This window comes from Chitinophaga sp. 05T412 (assembly GCF_056396465.1).
This window is the reverse complement of record NZ_JBFTLN010000016.1, coordinates 291,948-311,638: the sequence shown is the minus strand read 5'-3', so window position 1 is coordinate 311,638 and position 19,691 is coordinate 291,948. Positions and strand designations below refer to the sequence as shown.

The following is a 19,691-nucleotide window of genomic DNA, read 5'->3' as shown; positions in this document are numbered from 1 at the left end:
CGGCTAAACTACCAAAAACAACTCTCTTTACAGCTAAATAATGGTCGAATGGTTAACGACAATGACTTTAACGGTTACTATACTAAATATATATAAAATTCCGGACTTTTGCAGTACAACAACAATCATTATGGCAGAAGACTTACATATTATCCAGGGCAATAAAGCAGAGCAATATACGGCGCTGATCCCGCAAATAAAGGGTTTGCTGGAAGGAGAACCCGACCTGATAGCGAATCTGGCGAATGTGGCGGCTGCATTAAAAGAGCAGTTCGGCTGGTTTTGGGTGGGGTTTTACCTGGTAAAAGGAGAAGAACTGGTGCTGGGACCCTTTCAGGGGCCGGTGGCGTGTACCCGTATCCGTAAGAACCGTGGTGTGTGTGGCAGCAGCTGGACGCAGGCAGCCACCCTCATTGTACCTGACGTAGAAGCATTTCCGGGGCATATTGCATGCAGCAGTCTTTCCCGGTCTGAAATAGTAGTTCCGCTGATCCGCGACGGTGAGGTAAAGGCCATTCTGGATGTAGATAGCGAACATCTTTCTCATTTTGATACAACGGATCAACAATTCCTCGAAGAAATTGTGGCATTGATTGTGTTGTAGCACCACAAATTTTTGTGTCATTATTTTACTGAGAAGCCATTATGCTATTTTTTCGAAAAAAAAATACGGAGACACCACTTCCTACGGATTTGTTGGCTTTTATGTCAACAGACATCCACTCCCATCTCGTGCCTGGCATTGATGATGGCGTACCTGATGTAGCTACAGCCGTGCAGTTTATTGCACAGCTGCAGCACCTGGGTATTAAAAAGATCATTACCACTCCGCATATTATGATGGATCGTTATCCCAACTCCCGGGATACCCTGACCGCACCTTACGAGGCCGTACAGCAATCGCTATCTGCTGAAAACATCACCCTCCCCTTTCATTACGCGGCCGAATATTACCTGGATGAGCAGTTTGAAGCGTTGATGAAAGCACCCTTGCTTACGCTCAACGGACAATTAGTGCTGGTAGAAATTTCTTTCATGTCACCACCACCACAATTACACGGGTGGCTTTTTGAACTGGGTGCGCAAGGTTATACACCGCTGTTAGCGCATCCGGAGCGATATAACTATTGCCATAAAAATTTTGAACTATATCAGCAATACAAACAATGGGGCTGTTTGTTCCAGGTAAACCTACTGTCGCTCACAGGGTATTATGGCAAACATATTCAGCAGGCAGCAGAGAAGCTGATGGAGTTAAATATGATCGATTACATTGGCACTGATCTTCACCACGAAAAACACCTGCAAGCCATCAGCGACATCAGTAAAAATAAAAAGTTGCGACACGAGCTGGAAAAATATCCGTTCAAAAACCATACACTGTAAGATTACTTTACCAGCATCAGATTACCGGTTTGTTTACGCGCCTGCTTTTTGCTATCTGTGTATATGAGTACCCAAACATAAGTCCCGACGGGCTGTTGTGCGCCGTCCCAGGCGCCTTCGGGATCAGTAGTCCGAAACACCAGGGCGCCCCATCGATTGTAGACTTCCATTTTATAGTCCGTTATATCATCGTTTATTCTTGCACGGAACAAATCATTTTGTCCATCACTGTTAGGGCTAAACGCAGTGGGGACATATACCGCGCAGTTACGGTGATTCCTGATGATACCCGCAGATCCGTGGGTGGCGCAATTATGCAGATCTTTTACGTCGAAATAATAATGTCCCTCATCAAGATGCCACCAGGCATTATCCGGTTGCCAATTGCCAGCTTCCAGTTTATAGGAATATGGCGCCGTACCACCAGCCATTTGCAGGGTTATTTTTCCATCGGTGGTTTCGTCGCAGCTGATATCTTTTGTAGTAACAGCAGCTATTTGCAATGGCGCAGGCTCCGTGAGTGTAATGTTGCTTAGTTTGTCTTCACAGCTTTGTTCATCTTTCACTATTAAACTATATTTCCCGGGAGGTAATTCCTTAAAAACAGGTGTATAGCTGGGTGTGGCAGCGCCGTTAAAATAATAGCGATAAGGCGGTACGCCACCGGTGGTGCGCAATTGTATCTCATTCTGGTTATCACCGTTGCACGGAGAACTCACCGTTGTGAGGTCACTTTTCAAATCTGTTTCTTTCACTACTACCGCAGCGGTTGTACTGGTACCATTGGCAGAAGTAACGGTTAGTGTGTAATTACCGGCTGCTAATTGCTCAATATGCGGAGTGGTTTGTTCGCCAGGCTGCCATAGATAGGTATAGGGAGGAATGCCACCTGTTACCTTAGCGGTGGCCATCCCTGTATTCATTCCTTTACAGGTAGATTGTATTGTAATCGCCACCTGTGGTACCTCCCGAATCGTTGGCGAAAAATTATCGATCAATACCGTAGACCCTAACTCACTTTTATTACAGGGGAGTTTTCCATCTGCCCAAAACGAAATATATTTATAATCTTTTGACGGACTGAATACGGCATTATACTGCGTCCAGCTGGTATGGTAGAACGGTCCCGACTTCCACAACAACTCCGTAGAATCTTCCGGTTTATTACCTGCGTAAATAGCGAGATTGCCATAACAGGCATCGTAAGTGTAGTGTGCAATAAAAGCGAGATCAAAAGAAACGAGGTAAGTATGTCCGCCTTTCAGAGCGGCTCCCTGTGCAATGGCTTCCGCCCATTCGGCGCCACCGTGAAGGCCTATATAAGTATTACCATCAGCAGCAGGAACACTGATAGCATGTACGCCCGGTTGAATATCCGGTGTACCTGCGGCCTTTATCCAGGAGACAGGTACCCTTCCTTCCGCCGGAGTTCCCTCCAGCGATGGATTTTTCAAAGGAATATCCTGGCCGTAAACAATAGTACCGGTACTTAGCAGCAACAGTAATATCCCTACTTTGCTTAGTAACAGATACAGGCCGGGTGATAGTCTTTCGATATGGCTCTTCTCACATGATTTCAGGCTATGTACGAAGCATAGCAAATTATTCATAGATAGTTATTCGTAAAAAAAACTAAACGCGTCGGTTTTTCAATTATTGCTTTTATAAAGAGATTCGCGTTTTATATATTAAGATTATGCAAATATATAGTTTCTTCAAAAAAGAATTACTGAACACTGAATTTTTTTTCCTGCGTGAATGATTTTTTCATCTCCATCATGTAATTGCTGTTCTTCTCTGTTCTGCCATCAGCACTGGTTTTCATGACAGAAACGCCACTGAATTTTACTGCGGGAGAATATCCGTTAGACTTCCCATTTCTAAAAGGAATCTTATTATTTTTCCATACCGGGTTTGAGACATCGATATTTCCGGTGAGTGGTTGTACGCCAGCGATGTTATCATACTTTTCTTTATAGCCGGAAATAAAGAATCCAATTTGCGATCCATCATCGATATGATTTTTGATGGAGCAATTTACTTCCCTGGCTTGCTGACCGGGCAAAGCGCTGAGGTGCACGGAAATACCGTGTTGAGCATTATTGAAAGTGATCGGATTATCTATTTCAATATTATCTACAAAATCCCGGTTGCTGTTAGGCTCAATATCGATGCCCGTCATAGGCGATGTCCCGTAACTATTGGAGATCACCGGCTTAATGATCTTCAGCCCATTTACGCATCCCACCGAGATGCCGTTGCGGCGGTTATAATCCAGTTGTGCATTGTAGATGGCGATATTTTGCACCGGAAATGCTTTTACATCCGGGCGCACCTCTTTCAGTTTTAATTGTCCGATACAGATACCATCTCCCCAGCAGTTGGATATGACAGGACGAATGATATTGATATTTTGTGAAGAGCGGATATCGATGCCCATGCCCCACTCACCGCTGTTTCCCTGATGTTTATCGCGATCGCCTACTAATACCGGATAGTATACATTCACGTTTTCGACACCAGTGATACCTAACATTGCATAACGTTCCTGATCATTCGGCGCCAGCAATAATTTAGCGCCCGGCTTGAAAACCAGGTTGCTGTTGCTATGTGTTTGTAGGCCTTTTGCGTTGATCAGTACCGGAAAATCCGGGAATACTACGGTTTCATGTTTATCTATTCCTGCCTGTAAATAGCTGGTATAATCTACAGAGCCATCTTTCACATAGCCTGACGGCAACAAGGTAGTCAGATCAAAGGCTTTGCCCATCAATGCTGCAGCTTCCTGCCGGAACGCCGGAGAATCCCCCGCGATGTAGGCTTTGGGTAATGCCCTGTAATCAAACTTATTGCCTTGTCCCTCGCAGGCGTAGCCACCGGCAAACAATACCGCTAACAGAAAAAAAACAGACCTTTTCATGAAACAATGTTTTTTTGATACGTGTGATTGCAACATATATTATGCCACGACCGTAAGTGGTGGAATCACGGAGCCCGCCTGTATAACGGCATGTCGCATGATGATAGCGCCCGCGCCAATAGCCGCTCCTCTCCCAATCTGCGCACCACCGCCTACATAGGCATTAGCCGCCACATGCACGAAATCACCAATAACGACATCATGATCTATTACTGCACCAGCGTTGATAATAACATGTTTTCCGATGCTGCAGTTAGATTGTATCACGGCCCTGGCCAGTACTACCGTTCCCTCTCCTATAGCCACGTCTGCCGCAATACTGGCGTCTGCGTGGAACAACGAGGCAATGCTATGCGCTACACTGGCAGCCAGTCTTTCCCGTGCCTGATTATTGCMAATACCAATTACCAGCGAAGCCTCCGGATAAAGGGATGTTTCATACTGCACTGCTGATGCATGGCCTTCCTGGTCCGTGAATAAGGTCAGCACTTCTCCGCCATTACTCCGCACCAGGTCCGACAATACACTGGCGTGGCCGCCTGCGCCATAAATAACAATTGATTCCTTCATATCATCCAATAGTTTTAGTATTCATCAATCCAGGCTTTATCAGTACATAAATCAGTACCAACGGTACACATACGGCTAATAAAGTCCATAATAAAGAAGCCTGATTATTTATTATAAATGCGTTCAACAATAACTGGCACAGCCCATAACCCGCCGCCACCAAGCGATGCGGCAGCTTACGCTCATTGGCCAGCAGCTGATAAAAATGTAACCGGTGCGCCTCGAAAATATTCTGCTTCAGCAATAACCGATGTACAATAGTGAGAATAGCATCTACGCCATACACCGCCAGGAACAACAAATATTTCCATTCGCCGGTGACAAAAATAAGTTTAAGCAGCAGGGTAATAATCCAGAAAGCAATGGTAACACTGCCCACATCTCCCGCAAAACAGAGTGCCTTTTTACGGAAGTTGAACACCAGGAAAACAGCGCTGGCCAACATTGGCAACCAAATAATATCTGTCTCTATAAAAGCTACTTCCCGGTAGTTTACATATTGCAGTGCGGCTAATGTTACCAGGCTGTAGCAGCCCGTGATACCATTAATGCCATCCATAAAATTATAGGCATTGATAATACCAATCACCAGAATATACAACGCCACAATGACGTACACCGGGAACAAAGAAAATGCCGCCAGGTAGTAAAACATCAGTGTAACCGCGGTGAAATGAAACAGCACGCGTACTTTGTTGGGCAAACTATACATATCGTCCACAAAGCTCACACCACCAATGATTCCCATGCCCAACGCTGCCGGCCAGAAAGTTTGCGGATACAGTATAACTGCGGCTACGGCCGCTATCAGGTAGATGATACCTCCTCCGCGGATGGTCACCGTTTGATGGGAGCTGCGTTCATTCGGTTTATCAATGATATTAAAACGGCTGGCAATACCGAAGTAGGCCAGCATGGCAACAAAAAAGAGTATGGTTAAAATAAGGTACATCATATCAATTAGAATTACGACTGACTAAAGCTGGCGATGGTTTTACGCAACCCCTCTGCTACATTCACCGGCAGTGCGCTGATGCCCAGCGCATTCCTGATTTTATGGTTTGAAACCAGGTAGCTTTCCGTTAGTTTATTTAATCTTTCTGTGTTCAGCGGGAGCTTCATCACATCCCCCACCCTTGCTRTTGCCTTCACCAAACCGGCCTGCAGCGCCAATAAGCGTGGCTTTTTCTGCAGCGTACCAGAAATGATGTGCACGACTTCGTTGGTAGACAAACTTTCATCATCTGCGAGATTATAAACACCGGAAGCGATGTTTTCATCGCTGATCACCCGATTCACGATATACGACAGATTATCTACGGATAAGAAAGAGCGTTTATTCCGGAATGCCGCCAATGGATAAGGGATTCCCTTCTTCACAAATCCATATAACAAATTCAGATTTCCTTTATTCCCCGGCCCATGGATCATACAAGGACGAAAAATAAATACCCGTTTGCCGGCAGGTAGTTTTTTAGACAGCAGGTAAGCCTCCGCCTCCTGCTTAGATTGACCGTAAGGGGTGACCGGATCTGGGTTTACATCTTCCTGCAATATGCCTTCTACTTTATCTGCCACTGCTTTTACGCTGCTGAAATAAATGAAATCCCTGGCGTTGCTTTGCAAAAAGACGTCGAATATTTTGATAGTCAAATCACGGTTCACTAAAAAATAAGCGTCCGCGTTGCTGGTATTCTTCAGGTCATGTGCCTTGCCCGCCAGATGTAGTACGGCAGTCACTTTATCCAGGTCTGCTACCGACAACTGCTCCCAGGTAGTGCAGGATTGCAGCAACGGATCGTTATCCACTTTTGTTCTGGCAATGCCATGAAAAAGATGTTGACCTGCATTGGCCTGGAGTAAGTAGTTACCGACGAAGCCGGTATGTCCTGTGATGGCGATTTCCATAATTAATTTAAAGTAAGTGCTGAGTAAATAGCCGTTGTTTCCCGAATCACTTTATCGATGGAGAATTCCTTTTCTGCCAGTATACGCGAATGCTGCCCCATGGCTACCTGCAGTTCCCGGTTTTTAATCAGCTCCAGCATCGCTCCTGCCAAACGGTGCTCATCTTTTGCTGGTACGAGGAATCCGTTGTAGCCATCCACTACACACTCTTTGCAACCCGGTACATCTGTAGTAATAATGGGACGCCCAATGGCTGCCGCCTCTATCAGCGATTTAGGCAATCCCTCCCGGTAGGAAGGCAACACCACAATATCTGCTGCCTGTAACAGGCCCACCATATCCTTTTGAAAACCAACCCAACGCAGGTAGTCTCCATCCATCAATTCCTGGATTTTTTCATGCGGTATGGCGGCCAGGTTTTCTTTGTCTACATCACCAGCCAATATAAATTCTGCTTTATCCAGTAACTGATTTTTCAGCAACTTCGCGGCTTCAATAAATTCTATCACGCCTTTATCATACAACATCCTGGCAGGCAGCACCACCTTCACTTTGCCATTTGCAGGCCCCAGCGGAGTAGCGGAGAACTCCTGCAGATTAACGCCTGATCCCTTGATCAGGCTCACCTGTTTGTCTTCCACCAGGTTCAATGATTTGAAGGTATTGATATCATCCTCATTCTGAAAAATGAAGTGCATATTCTTTTGCTTAAACCCAAACTTCATCATCATTAACAACACTTTTTGGGTAAAGCCTTTGCGGTCGCCGGTGAAATTATATCCCAGCCCGCTGATGGCGTTTACCACGCCTCCTGCTTTGCTCAGGCGGGCAGCAATACTACCATACAATGCCACCTTGATAGTAACATGATGCAGGAGATCCGGTTTATGTTTCCTGTAAACTTCCCGCAGCATCCGGATACACTTCATTTCATACATGATATTTGTACCCGACCGTTTAAAAGGAAGATCTATAAAATTAAGTCCATGGCTTTTTATCTCATTACCTCTGCCGGTATCGCAGGTAACAATGGTCACCTCATATCCGGCCGCTTTAGCCGCCAGCGCCACTGGCAGCCTGTGTGACAGGAAAAACCAGTCCACATTCACTACCATAAATAACCGTTGTGCTTTTTTCATCTCCAAAATATTTTAATGCCTGCCTTATACGGTCAGCCCTTGTTTTACGATACGATACTTTCCACTTGCCTCTCTCGGAATGTCCTTTACATAGGTGATATCAATGTTCATCCGGTTGCCCAGACGCTCTCTTAATTCGTGCAGGAACATCTTCTCATCTTTGTCCGTAAACGTATTATCTCTTACTATCTTCACCTGAATATGATCAGTAGCGTTTTGAATGATCTGAAACTTCACGACGCCTTTTACATACTTCACACAGTTGGAAATATTACCCAGGTTAATTTTTCCTCTTTCTTCCGAGTACACAAAATCGTTGATCCTGCCCTGGATGCTTTCGACTACCGGATTGTGGTTACCACAGGTACAGGTTTCGGTCGACAGCTTAATTTTATCTTTTATAGCATAGCGCACCAACGGCGTACCATGTGTCGTAAAAGAAGTAAATACCAATTCGCCCTCGTTAGCCGCCTGTCCTTTGTCGTCCAGTATTTCAAAATAGCCGGTCAACAATTCCATGTGTAATTTGCCCTCGGAGCATTCCAGTATAAAGGGTGCTCCTTCTGAGGAGGCGTACTGATTCACTACTACACCGCCAAAAAAAGTTTCAATGGCTTCGCGTTCATGCGGCATCACGGTTTCAGCCGTTGGGAATATAGCCCGCATGCGATAAGAGAGGTGATAATTATTGGCCAGTCCCCATTTGGCAATTTCGTACATGCTGGATGGAAACCCTACCGCATATAAGGGTTGCAGTTTATTAAAGTCGTCAATATAATGCTTCGCTGTAATGGCGTTGATGTGAAAAGTAGAATAGTAGCGGATTTTATAGCGCCAGTCGTACTTCCAATATCTGTTCTTTAAGGTATCCTTTTCTGTCAGCAGCGATTTACCACTAAACCAGGCCACCTTACTTCCCAACTGATAACCATAGCCTTTTCTGAAAAAGTCGAGCGTGGCGAAGCGGTGCTGCATGTCGTCGTACGTAAACCTTACCTCCAGCGATTTACCAGTGGTACCACCTGTTTTGGAAAGAATGGCTTGTTTCTTTCCGATGGTGTAGATGGATTCAATATTAGCACGAATATCTTCTTTCGACTGAATGGGCAACCGAAGAAATTGTTCCAGGCTGGTGATTTCCGTTAACCCGAGTTCCGTAAATATTTGCTTATAATAAACCGACTCGCGGGCGGCAAAATTCACGAAGGCAAACAGTTTCTCCAGCTGAAACCGTTGGAGTTTGGGCAGGTCAAATTTACGCGCGGCTTCATAGTATTCCATCCACCTGGAATAGTTTCCAGAATGCCTTTTTCTATATTGCAGTACATCGAATAGAGTCACCAGACCGTTCTGGAAAACAGCAGGCAGGCGCTGATATATTTTCTCCGTCATCAATTAATTATTTAGGTTCTTCTATGCGCAGTCACCGGATATGGTCAGTGACGGGTTTTATTTAAAAAATGTAATCGAAAACAACTTCATGGCTAAAATAAAAATCAGGTAATACAAATGTTTGAATGCAGGTCCCCGCATTTTCAACAATGGGTAAAACAATATTACCGGTATAAATATCCAGGATAACAACCCGAATCTATCAGAAAAAGCAATGTTAAAGCAAAGGTAGAATACGGCTGTCATCACGAGGTACAGCTTAAAAATCCTCGTATAAAATTCATTTTTCTCCAACTGATTGGCGAAGTGCCCAATGACCACAAAAATCATATTGAACGCCCAAAAATCAATCCGGAAGCCCACTTTGTACTCATTCAGGTTATCTGTATAGCCTGATATTCTATCCAGCGAAACCAGTTCAGATACAAAGGGAATATTGTTAAATCCAAATCCCGCATAAGCTGCTACAGATACCACTGCCAACAAACCATAGTAAAGCCGGATATCTTTTATTTTCCGGATGGCCAGGTCAGCCAGGAAAATAGCTACTACCGACAAGTGAAAAAATGATGCCACTAGTGCGCACAATATTTTCTTCCAGGTATCTTCTTTGCGGTGCATCCCAAAGTATAAGATGGTGAAGCCCAATGCCACGCCATTCCGGATAATATTGATTCCAATGGCCTGGAAAAAGAAGAAGCTGACAAATGTCAATAATAACAATGATCTTTTGGTGGCGGTAATTTTATAAGTAAATGCGGTTATCGGCCACATCAACAACACCACCATCAATGCCAGATAAATCTGGCTATTGAAGAAACGGGTACAGATATACGTAAATACATAAAACAGCAAATCCCCCTTTACGCCCTGCAGGGCCAGGGTGAGATTACCCATACCCGCTACCCGGTTAAAGGTATCGATATAAGCCGCCGTATCTTTTCCTACATCTGCCGACCGGCTACCAAATACCAGGATGATATACCCCACAATCACGCCGACAATAAGATTATCAAATCCTTTGTCGTTCCATCGCCTGATATCCAGCTTGAGTACATACAGCAATGCCAGAAAAAAAGCGAATAAGTATCCTACAATATCTTCCCAAAAAAATACCTGCATAAATTATTTACACCTATCCTTTTTTTATAAAACTGAGGGTGAAATGAATATAGTCCCCTATTCCCAGGAAGTGGTTGTATTTCTTCGCAATCACCAATGCCCACTTCACCTTTTTATGTTGCAGGTACTTCATCACCCGTCTTACAATCAGTTGTTGATAGTATTTCTTCTGGTAATGTTCCTGCACATTGTCCGTGTTGAGGTAATATACCAGCGACTTATCCGGCGCCGGCAGCCTCACAGACGCCCTGTTTTCCGCGTCCTGTATATAATACGATTTTACTTCCGGGCTCATGGCCACCTGGAAATGTTGTGCCAATCGCGCCCACACGTCCAGATCTTCTCCATGCGTAATTTTTTCATTAAACGGCAAAATGCTGTTGAATGCTTCTTTCTTCACACAAACAGCAGAAGAATGGATCACCGCATTATTCAGCACCAGCTTGAAGTAGTTGCCGATAATACCTCCTCCTGCTACAATATTTTGTTTACCAATTTCCCCGTTGCGCGTCATCCCTGCAAAACCGGTAGCAAATACACTGGCCGCCGGATAGTTGCTAATCAACTGCTGTATCGTAGCCAGAAAGTCAGTCGCCCATAAGTCATCTCCATCAATAAAAGCAATGTAGCCTGCCTGTGCCTCCCGGATACCGGTGTTGCGCGCACTGGATACGCCACCATTAGGCTTATCTACAATGCGTATCCGTGGATCTGCGATAGCGGCCACCACTTCACGGCTCTTATCTTTAGACCCATCGTTTACTACCAGCAATTCAAAATCTCCCAGCGTTTGCGCTAATACTGACTGAATCGTTTTTCCAATGCTTTCCTCCTTGTTGTACAGCGGGAGTACCACAGAAAATGTAGGTGTATATGCCATTGCTATGCTGCTTTCTTTTTTAAAAATGTTCCCAGAATAAATTGCCGGTCGTTTGCAGGAATGATAAATTTATACGCGATCAATGCCGCGCCTCCACCTGCTACTGCCAGTGATAATCCTACCTGGAAAATGTTATGCTGGTTTACAAAATATAAACACGCGCTACCCAGTATACCAATAACTGCCAACGTGATAATCCCTGGCAGCAAGGCTTTGAAATAGCCGTTCTTTACCTGCATCAAATGAGAAGCGTACCAGGTAGTGAACAGCAGGTTTTTCATTGTCAGCACAATCATGCTCGCAATCGCTACTGCATATAGTCCCAGGTCAGTATATTTCACCAGTCCCAGGCTTAGCCCGAAGTTGACCACACCTAGTATTAATGTAATAATACCCGGTGTTTTAGCTTTGTTGTAGGCCTGAAAAATAGAGAGTAAAGGAATCACGGATACATTTACGATCAGGTGCAACGTAAGTGTACTCATGAGCGGCGCCAGCACTACATAGTCTTTCCCCAACCAGAAAAATAAAATGGATTTGGAAAAACAGCAGATAATACCCACCGGGAAGGCCAGGAATATAGCGAGCAGGCGAACAATACGCTGCGACAACTCCGCCATTTTTTCCGTTTTACCTTGTGTATACAGCAACACCAGTGCAGTACCAATCCCTCCGGATACAACAGCTCCCAGTGCACGAATTAATACCCCCCATTGCATCACCGCCGCAAATTTTCCGGAGGCAGCGGGTCCGAGGTAAATATTAATGATAAAAAGGTCCATATTGAGAAACAATACTGTGGCCACGTGATTCACGGTCAGCCAGCCACCGAGACCAAAAATTTCTTTCAGCTTGGCCTTCCGAAAACTTTTGACAGAGATACTGATATAAGGTGATAACTTTTTCCATATCCGGATGCTGTAAAATAACGTAGCCAATGATCCGACAGCATAGGCAATGCCGATGTACACAATAGACTTGCCGAATGCCAGGATCAGGCAGGGCGACAGGATAGCATAAGTTAGCAGGGCAATCCTATCTGCAATATTTTTCAGGTATACTTTATTGTACGCGTTCGCGATGGCAGTGAATACACCTGCAATGATGAGCAGGGAAAAAGAAATACTCATCAGTATATATAACTCCCGTGTATCATTTGCCAATCCTGCAGGGATGTTGAGTAACCTGTCTACATAAAAAATACACAATGAAAACACCGGGATAACGAGCACCACAATGGTGACCAGCTGCGTCCAGAAGGCGGTATTGAAAGTATGATTGATTCCATCCACATCATCGCGTTGCATATCCATCATGAGGAATCTGGAGAGAGAACCATTGATGGCAATGGTGATAATGTTGACGTAGGAATATAACGACAAGCCGATAGATACAATACCAAATACTGCTACACCAAGTGATTTTACAAAGAAAGAAGGCAATAACAACCCGATGATGATGTTCAATACAAAGATCATCACATTGCTGAAGAGGTTTGTTTTATAGTTGCTCCTATAGTCAATATCCGTTTTAATGGATACCATGGCCGGCTTCGGCGTTGCTGGTGCCGGGGGAGTGTCTGCTACCGCTGCTGAATGATACTGGCGCATGTTTCTAAATTTTTATAAACGATATTAGTGGCGGTGGCGGGTGGCAAGGTGGCCAACGTTGTTTTTTTATGCAACAGGTCATCCAGTAAACTATCTCTGCCGGCTTTATCCTGTGCCGTAAGCGACGCTACCTGATATGCCGGGTTATAGCCTACTGACTTAAGGAAGTCTGTACATTTTGTGTGATATTCAAACAGCAGAAATGGTACCTCTGCGATATAAGACATAATTGCAGAATGCAGCCTGAAGCCGATGAACAGATTACATTTCTTCATATTATCCCAGAAGGCCAAGGTATCTCTGTCGTAGTCGACGAGGCTGATGGTGACCTTTTTATAAGTCTTCACCTGACTGATGATCCGCTCTGTCAGTGGTTTATCGCCAACGTGTTCGTTGGCGTTAAAAATGAAAAATCTGAATTCTACGCCGTTATACATTTCATGCAGTGAAGAAAGGAGTAACAGGAGTTGTTCTTCCCGTTCCTGTTCTTTCTGCGGGTCACCGTTGTGGTATTTTTCATAATTGCATACGCTGATACCGATTACTTTCCGGTTGTTGTCAAAAGTATCGGCAGCTTCAGTAGTGGCATAGGAAGTATCGTTACCGATGAGCGGTAGTAAAGCGGCAACATCGAAACCCTTTTCCACTTTGCTTTCCAGCCGCATTTCCTGCACATAATCCATGGATTGCTGATCTCTCACCGATACATATCTGAATTTGTTCAGATAGTTTTTGATGTAGTTGAAATCTGCTTTTGTTTTAAAGGGGCCGACGGAGATACCGAGTGCGTATAATTTTTTATACTGGTAGATATTGCGTACATCTACTATGGAAGTGGCGCCATCGCCGAATGTAGAGCCGCCCACATGAATAATGTTACTGCTTTTCAATGCTTCCATATATAGTTGTCCGTATTTGACATACTTATTAGCAGAAAGCTTTGACGACTGTATATATTTCAGTTGGGGCAGGTCTAAACCCTGCACATGCGTGTTCTTGAGGCCGAACTTATTTTTAAAAGTCCAGTCTGCCACTACACAGAATACGTCGTCTCCTATGTTTTTATGGCCATAGTATCCCCTCAGGTAAGTGCGATTGCCTGTCATAACAAATTTATACCGGAAAAATGCTTAAATATTATTTGCTGTTATTCGTGTCTTTTTTGTTAGAAAAAAGTTGGGTTATCGCGATACCAGTTCACCGCAATTTCCAGTCCGTTTGCCACGGAAAATACCGGCTGATATCCTACCAGCTGATGTGCTTTGCTGATATTTGCCAGGCTATGTTTCACGTCGCCTTTACGTTCTGGTTTATATGTTGGAGGCGCTATAAAGTTTGTGATAGTGCCTATTTTTTGCCATAGTTCATTGAGGGTAGTACGTTCGCCAAAGGCGATGTTAATAATTTCGGCGGTAGTTATTCCGTCTGCAAAAAAGGCCTTAATGTTGGCCTGTACGGCGTTTTCAACGAAAGTAAAGTCGCGGCTCGTTTCTCCATCACCGTTAATAGTGGGTACTTCTTTGCGCAGCGCGGCATCAATAAACAACGGAATAACGGCGGCATAAGCGCCTTTAGGATTTTGCCGGGGGCCAAACACATTAAAATAGCGCAGGCCAATGGTATGAAAATCATATGTGCGGGAAAACACCTGCGCATATAACTCGTTCACATATTTGGTGACCGCATAAGGAGATAATGGATTACCGATTTGGTCTTCTACTTTCGGTAATCCCGGGTGATCTCCGTAAGTGCTGGAGCTGGCCGCGTATACCATTCGTTTTACGCCGGCATCGCGGGCAGCCAACAATATGTTCAGGAAACCGGATATATTCACCTCGTTGGTGGTCACCGGATCATTAATAGAGCGGGGAACAGAGCCCAGCGCAGCCTGATGGGATACGTAGTCAATTCCGTCCATCGCTTTCCGGCAATCTTCCTGCTGGCGGATATCTCCTTCCAGCAGTTCGAAATGCGGATGATTGAGAAAGGGGGCAATGTTATTCCGGGAGCCGGTAGAAAAATTGTCCAGTACCCGCACCTTTTTTGCACCGTATTTCAAGAGATATTCTACCAGATTGGAACCGATAAAACCGGCGCCGCCTGTGATTAAAAAGCTATATGCTGATAAGTCTTGCTGATGATATGCCTGTTTGTACATAATTTTTCTTTGTCGAATATTCCTGAAATACCTGTGTTTATATCTTGAATTACAACCTGCCGTCTACCAGGTCTTTTTGTAAGGTGCCTTTTACATCGTAGATCACGGAAGTAGGTTTGCACAATTTTTTGATGTCGAGTGTTTTAAACTGATGATGGGAAACCGCCAGTACTACAGCATCAAACTGACTTTCCGGCGCCAGTTCCTTGATGGATTGCCAGCCGTATTCATGTTCTACTTCTGCCGGCTCTGCCCATGGATCGAGGATAGTGATATTGGTGTTGTAGTCTGCCAGGTTTTTGAKAATATCTACTACCTTGGTATTGCGTACATCCGGGCAATTTTCTTTGAATGTAATGCCCAGCACCAGTATTTTCGCGCCTTTTACAGCAATATCTTTCTTCACCATGAGTTTAATAACTTCCTGAGATACATATGCGCCCATGCTATCATTTAACCGGCGTCCTGCCAGGATGATTTCAGGATGGTAACCGGCTTCCTGCGCTTTTTGGGCGAGGTAATATGGATCAACGCCAATGCAGTGCCCACCTACCAGGCCGGGTCTGAAGTTCAGGAAGTTCCATTTAGTGCCCGCAGCTTTCAGTACTTCTTCTGTATCGATGCCCAGGCAGTTAAAGATCTTTGCCAGTTCATTCACAAAAGCAATATTGATATCGCGTTGTGCATTCTCGATCACCTTAGCTGCTTCTGCTACCCGTATAGAGCTGGCCTGATAAGTACCTGCGGTGATCACTGATTTATATAAGTTGTTTACCTTCTCTCCTACTTCAGGGGTAGATCCGGAGGTAATTTTCAAAATTTTAGATACGGTATGTTCTTTATCACCGGGGTTAATACGTTCCGGTGAATAGCCGGCGAAGAAGTCTTTATTGAATTTCAGACCGGATGTTTTTTCGAGTACCGGTACGCAATCATCTTCCGTAGCACCAGGGTATACGGTAGATTCATACACAACAATATCGCCTGGTTTCAATACCTTCCCAACGGTTTGACTGGCTTTGATCAGTGGTGTCAGATCCGGTCTGTTGTTTTTATCAACCGGTGTGGGTACGGTGACGATGAAAAAATTACAATCCCTGATATCATCCAGCTGATTGGAGCAAAAAAGTCCGATGCCGGCTTTGTCTGTAATGAGTACCCGTTGCAGGTCTTCGGAAGACAATTCCAGGGTATGGTCTTCTCCCCCATTCAGTTCCTTAATACGTGCTTCGTTAATATCAAACCCTACTACCTTATATTTTTTGGCAAATTCCACTGCCAATGGTAATCCTACATATCCCAGTCCAATAATTGCAATTTTTACGTCCATATGAGTTGTACGTTTGTAGTTATTTTTTGCTAAAAATGTTTTTTAATCTCCTAAAGATACCTTTTTTGTGTTCCATTCCATCATGTCCGTAGCCATAACCGTACCCATAGCCATATCCATAGCTACCTGACGTTTTCACATCATTGATGATAATGTTGAGTTTAGGCATTTTGTGCTGGATATAAAGGTMTCTGGATAACTTCAGTTGTTCTTTAAATGTATAGCTCTGGCGGACTAAGAACAGGGTGGCATCTGCGAATCGTGCCAGCAGCTGTCCGTCTGTCACAAGCCCTATGGGCGCGGTATCCACGATGATATAGTCGAACCGGTCCCTTAACACATCAAACAGTTTGGCTGTTTCTTCCTGCAATAATAGTTCAGCGGGATTGGGCGGAATAGGTCCGGAAGAGATCAGCCAGCAGTTATCATGTATACCGGAAGGCCGGATAATCTGATCCACAGCGGATTTACCGATCACGTAGGTACTGAATCCTATGTTATTGGGGATATCCAGGCTGGCAGAGATCCGGGGTTTACGCAGGTCCATTTCCATCAGCAGCACCTTTTTACCTGATAAAGCCAGTACTGCAGCCAGGTTGGTGGCCACAAACGACTTCCCTTCCCCGCTCATGCTGGAAGTGAGCATGATCACTTTTTCGCTGGCACGGGTAAGGATAAACTGTAAATTGGTACGCATGGCGCGGAACTGCTCTACTACCGGGGAATTTGCCTTTGCGGTAGCCACAATGAGCTGCTGTCCGCTGTTATGGCCAATTTCCGCGATGATGGGTACCGGCGTTTGATCGGTGACGTCTTTCTTATGGAAGATGCGTTTGTTGAGTAACTCCTTCAGGTAGAAGATGGTAGCCGGACAACCCACACCCAGTATAAACGACAGCAGGTAGATAATCAGCGGATTCGGATTATACGGTTTGGCGTCGCTCTTGGCTGGATCTACAATCCGGCTGATGGCCAGGTTAGAGGATTTGGAGATGGCCGACTCCTCTCTTTTCTTCAGCAGGAACAGATACAGTTCCTGCTTAATGGCCTGCTGCCGGGAGATATCGAGGAATACGCGCTCTGTGGCCGGCACCTTCTCTATTTTCTGGTTCACCGTACCTACATTTTGTTGCAGCTCATTGATGCTCACCTGGATGCCCTGCTTCAGAGACGACAGGTTACTCCGTAAATCTGCCCGCAAGCCTACCAGCTGTTCGTTGAGATTCTTTATAAACGGATTGGCCTCCGTGCTGGTAAGCAACTGCCTGTCGCGCTCCATCTGCAGGGTATTGTACTTACCTATTAACCCAACGAAGGTAGGATCGGCCACCACCAGGGCGGAAGGCACTACGTGCGAGGCGTTTTTATTATCCTCCAGGTATTGTTCCAGCGCGGCCACTACGGATAGGCGTACCTGTTGGTCTGTCAACTGCTTCATCAGGTCGCCGGTACCTACTACCAGCTGCTTGGACTGCTCCTCGATGTTGGCCAGCTTATTTTGTTGCTTGAATTGTTGTATTYCATTTTCTACGCCGGATAGCTCTTTGCTGACAATCACCAACCGGTTATCGACAAACGAAATGGTGCTGTCAACGATGCGGTTTTTATCTTCCACACTGGCATGCAGGTACAGATCGATCAGCTTATTGAGTACGGCTTCCCCTTTTGCAGGTACACCGGAAGAATAAGTCATGTCGATGGTGCTTACCTGTTTGTTGGGGATCGTTACCGTGAACTGTTTCTGAAAATCGGCTACTGCCTGATCTACAGATATTACTTTCACGAGGATATCTTCATCCAGCAAAGGATACATCGCTTTTCGTTCCACTGCCAGTATGCCTTCCGGCAGTTCCAGGGTATCGCCCCAGGCGCTGTGCAGACTCAGGTTTTCCCTGGATAAGGCGAAGCTGTCTTTTCCCATGGCCGATATCGTATACGACACGGAGGTCAACGTATCTTTCAGGGCCAGCCAGTGCATGGCAATGGGCAGGCGTTCGTAGATTTCTGTTTTCTTTACGTGGCCGGCAATAAAATACGTGACGTTCAGCTGTAAAGCCTTGACTACGTTTTCTGTGAGCGACCGGGATTTTAATATTTCTGCTTCATTATCTACACTGTTCTTGTTGTTGAACATGGCCAGCTGGTCCAATATTTCAGCACCGGGAATATCGCCTCCTTTCTGCTGATCCTGTACCAGGATTTTAGCACTGATTTTATAATCCGGCGATGCGTACCGCAGGTAGAGCCGGGCTGCCACCCCCAATCCAATCACACAAAGGACAAACCAATACCAGTTACGGAGGGTTTTGTCCAGTATCTTACTAACGTCTAATCCAGTACCTTTCGGCTCTTCGAAAGGTTGAACGTCGTTTAAAGGAAACCGGTTGTCCGTCTTTATAATATTGTGCATATCCCTCTAAAATTTAACTCTGGTTAATAAAACGATCAGTACAGATATCACAGAAGACGCGATTGTAATGTTTCTTAAGCGTGCGCCATCTGATGCCGTTACTTTTGATTTATTAGGCTCTACGTATATCACATCTCCCTGTTGTAAATAGTAGTATGGCGACGCAAACAGGCGGCTTTCATTCAGGTTCAGGCGAACGAATTCCTGTTGGTCGTTTTTCTTGCGGATGAGTAAAACATTCTCGCGTTTACCGTATATGGTCAGATCTCCTGCCACGCCCAGCGCATCCAGTAAGGTTACTTTTTCGTTGGGCATAATATAGGAAGATGGTCTGGCTACCTCTCCCAACACGGTTATTTTAAAATTCGCGAAGCGCACATTTACTACCGGATCTTTGTAGAATACGGCTACTTTGGTCTGTATCTCATCCCGTACCGCGTCTGTAGTTTTACCTTTTACATCGAGCTTACCGATCATAGGTAAACTCACCGTGCCGGCTTTATCTACCAGGTATCCACTCACGTTGGCGCCGGTTACTGTAGCCGCTGGTGCGGGAACACTGGTGCTACCGGTGGCCGGTATGTTGGGTACATTCTGTTGATTCATGATAGCAGTCGCTGTTGGGTCCATCGTTTGAACGGTGATCTGCAAAATATCATCCGGCTGGATAACCGGTGTAGTGTAGGCCGAAAGATTGACCATACTTACCTTAGCCGTATCCGGTACATCCTTGAAATAAGTAATGTGCTTAGGACCCGAACAAGCTGCCAGGAAAAGACTGCACGCACCTATGACGACAGCAAACAAGATCTTATCAGCGGATGCGAAGCATCTGCACGTACTAAGTATTTTCATTATACGATATG

17 protein-coding genes are annotated in these 19,691 nt (G+C 45.1%); 2 read left to right on the top strand and 15 right to left on the bottom strand.

Going from position 1 to position 19,691, the window contains the following annotated elements:
* Window positions 1-130 precede the first annotated feature (130 nt).
* Together AC1DFM_RS28925 and AC1DFM_RS28920 are read left to right on the top strand one after the other, a co-directional pair.
* The gene (locus AC1DFM_RS28925) at window positions 131-604 is read left to right on the top strand and encodes a GAF domain-containing protein (RefSeq protein WP_477080261.1); all 474 of its coding nucleotides are present in this window, start codon (window positions 131-133) and stop codon (window positions 602-604) included.
* A gap of 101 nt (window positions 605-705) precedes the next feature.
* A complete protein-coding gene (locus AC1DFM_RS28920) occupies window positions 706-1,386 on the top strand; it encodes a tyrosine-protein phosphatase (RefSeq protein WP_477080260.1) in 681 nt (226 codons plus the stop codon).
* Between the two features lie 2 nt (window positions 1,387-1,388).
* Here the strand turns inward: AC1DFM_RS28920 and AC1DFM_RS28915 are convergent, their stop codons facing one another.
* From AC1DFM_RS28915 to AC1DFM_RS28845, 15 genes are all read right to left on the bottom strand, one after another.
* Entirely contained in the window at window positions 1,389-2,996 is a 1,608-nt protein-coding gene (locus AC1DFM_RS28915) for a T9SS type B sorting domain-containing protein (RefSeq protein WP_477080259.1), read from the bottom strand.
* A 116-nt stretch (window positions 2,997-3,112) separates the two neighbouring features.
* Window positions 3,113-4,306, bottom strand: a complete 1,194-nt coding sequence (locus tag AC1DFM_RS28910) for a glycoside hydrolase family protein (protein ID WP_477080258.1) — start codon at window positions 4,304-4,306, stop codon at window positions 3,113-3,115.
* Window positions 4,307-4,345: 39 nt separating this feature from the next.
* Window positions 4,346-4,876 carry a PglD-related sugar-binding protein gene (locus tag AC1DFM_RS28905; RefSeq protein ID WP_477080257.1) on the bottom strand — a complete coding sequence of 177 codons (531 nt, stop codon included), beginning with the start codon at window positions 4,874-4,876 and terminating at the stop codon, window positions 4,346-4,348.
* 1 nt (window position 4,877) lies between these two features.
* Window positions 4,878-5,831 (bottom strand): MraY family glycosyltransferase, encoded by a 954-nt coding sequence (locus tag AC1DFM_RS28900; RefSeq protein WP_477080256.1) that lies wholly within the window; start codon window positions 5,829-5,831, stop codon window positions 4,878-4,880.
* A gap of 11 nt (window positions 5,832-5,842) precedes the next feature.
* The gene (locus tag AC1DFM_RS28895; RefSeq protein WP_477080255.1) at window positions 5,843-6,784 is read right to left on the bottom strand and encodes an NAD-dependent epimerase/dehydratase family protein; all 942 of its coding nucleotides are present in this window, start codon (window positions 6,782-6,784) and stop codon (window positions 5,843-5,845) included.
* Between the two features lie 2 nt (window positions 6,785-6,786).
* Complete coding sequence (locus AC1DFM_RS28890; RefSeq protein ID WP_477080254.1) at window positions 6,787-7,923, bottom strand: glycosyltransferase family 4 protein; 1,137 nt, start codon at window positions 7,921-7,923, stop codon at window positions 6,787-6,789.
* Window positions 7,924-7,947: 24 nt separating this feature from the next.
* Window positions 7,948-9,315, bottom strand: coding sequence for a phenylacetate--CoA ligase family protein (locus AC1DFM_RS28885; protein WP_477080253.1), 1,368 nt, complete (start codon window positions 9,313-9,315; stop codon window positions 7,948-7,950).
* A 57-nt stretch (window positions 9,316-9,372) separates the two neighbouring features.
* Window positions 9,373-10,437 carry an EpsG family protein gene (locus AC1DFM_RS28880; RefSeq protein WP_477080252.1) on the bottom strand — a complete coding sequence of 355 codons (1,065 nt, stop codon included), beginning with the start codon at window positions 10,435-10,437 and terminating at the stop codon, window positions 9,373-9,375.
* A gap of 13 nt (window positions 10,438-10,450) precedes the next feature.
* Window positions 10,451-11,317 carry a glycosyltransferase family 2 protein gene (locus AC1DFM_RS28875; protein ID WP_477080251.1) on the bottom strand — a complete coding sequence of 289 codons (867 nt, stop codon included), beginning with the start codon at window positions 11,315-11,317 and terminating at the stop codon, window positions 10,451-10,453.
* A gap of 2 nt (window positions 11,318-11,319) precedes the next feature.
* A complete protein-coding gene (locus AC1DFM_RS28870; protein WP_477080250.1) occupies window positions 11,320-12,927 on the bottom strand; it encodes an oligosaccharide flippase family protein in 1,608 nt (535 codons plus the stop codon).
* Window positions 12,900-14,033 (bottom strand): polysaccharide pyruvyl transferase family protein, encoded by a 1,134-nt coding sequence (locus AC1DFM_RS28865; protein ID WP_477080249.1) that lies wholly within the window; start codon window positions 14,031-14,033, stop codon window positions 12,900-12,902. The genes AC1DFM_RS28870 and AC1DFM_RS28865 overlap by 28 nt, the downstream gene beginning before the upstream one ends.
* A gap of 59 nt (window positions 14,034-14,092) precedes the next feature.
* Window positions 14,093-15,085: an SDR family oxidoreductase gene (locus AC1DFM_RS28860; protein WP_477080248.1), complete on the bottom strand. Its 993-nt coding sequence runs from the start codon at window positions 15,083-15,085 to the stop codon at window positions 14,093-14,095.
* Between the two features lie 49 nt (window positions 15,086-15,134).
* On the bottom strand, window positions 15,135-16,415 hold the full coding sequence (locus AC1DFM_RS28855) for a nucleotide sugar dehydrogenase (protein WP_477080247.1): 1,281 nt from the start codon (window positions 16,413-16,415) through the stop codon (window positions 15,135-15,137).
* Window positions 16,416-16,434: 19 nt separating this feature from the next.
* Window positions 16,435-18,825, bottom strand: a complete 2,391-nt coding sequence (locus tag AC1DFM_RS28850) for a GumC family protein (RefSeq protein WP_477080246.1) — start codon at window positions 18,823-18,825, stop codon at window positions 16,435-16,437.
* 6 nt (window positions 18,826-18,831) lie between these two features.
* Window positions 18,832-19,680 (bottom strand): polysaccharide biosynthesis/export family protein, encoded by an 849-nt coding sequence (locus AC1DFM_RS28845; RefSeq protein ID WP_477080245.1) that lies wholly within the window; start codon window positions 19,678-19,680, stop codon window positions 18,832-18,834.
* Window positions 19,681-19,691 lie beyond the last annotated feature (11 nt).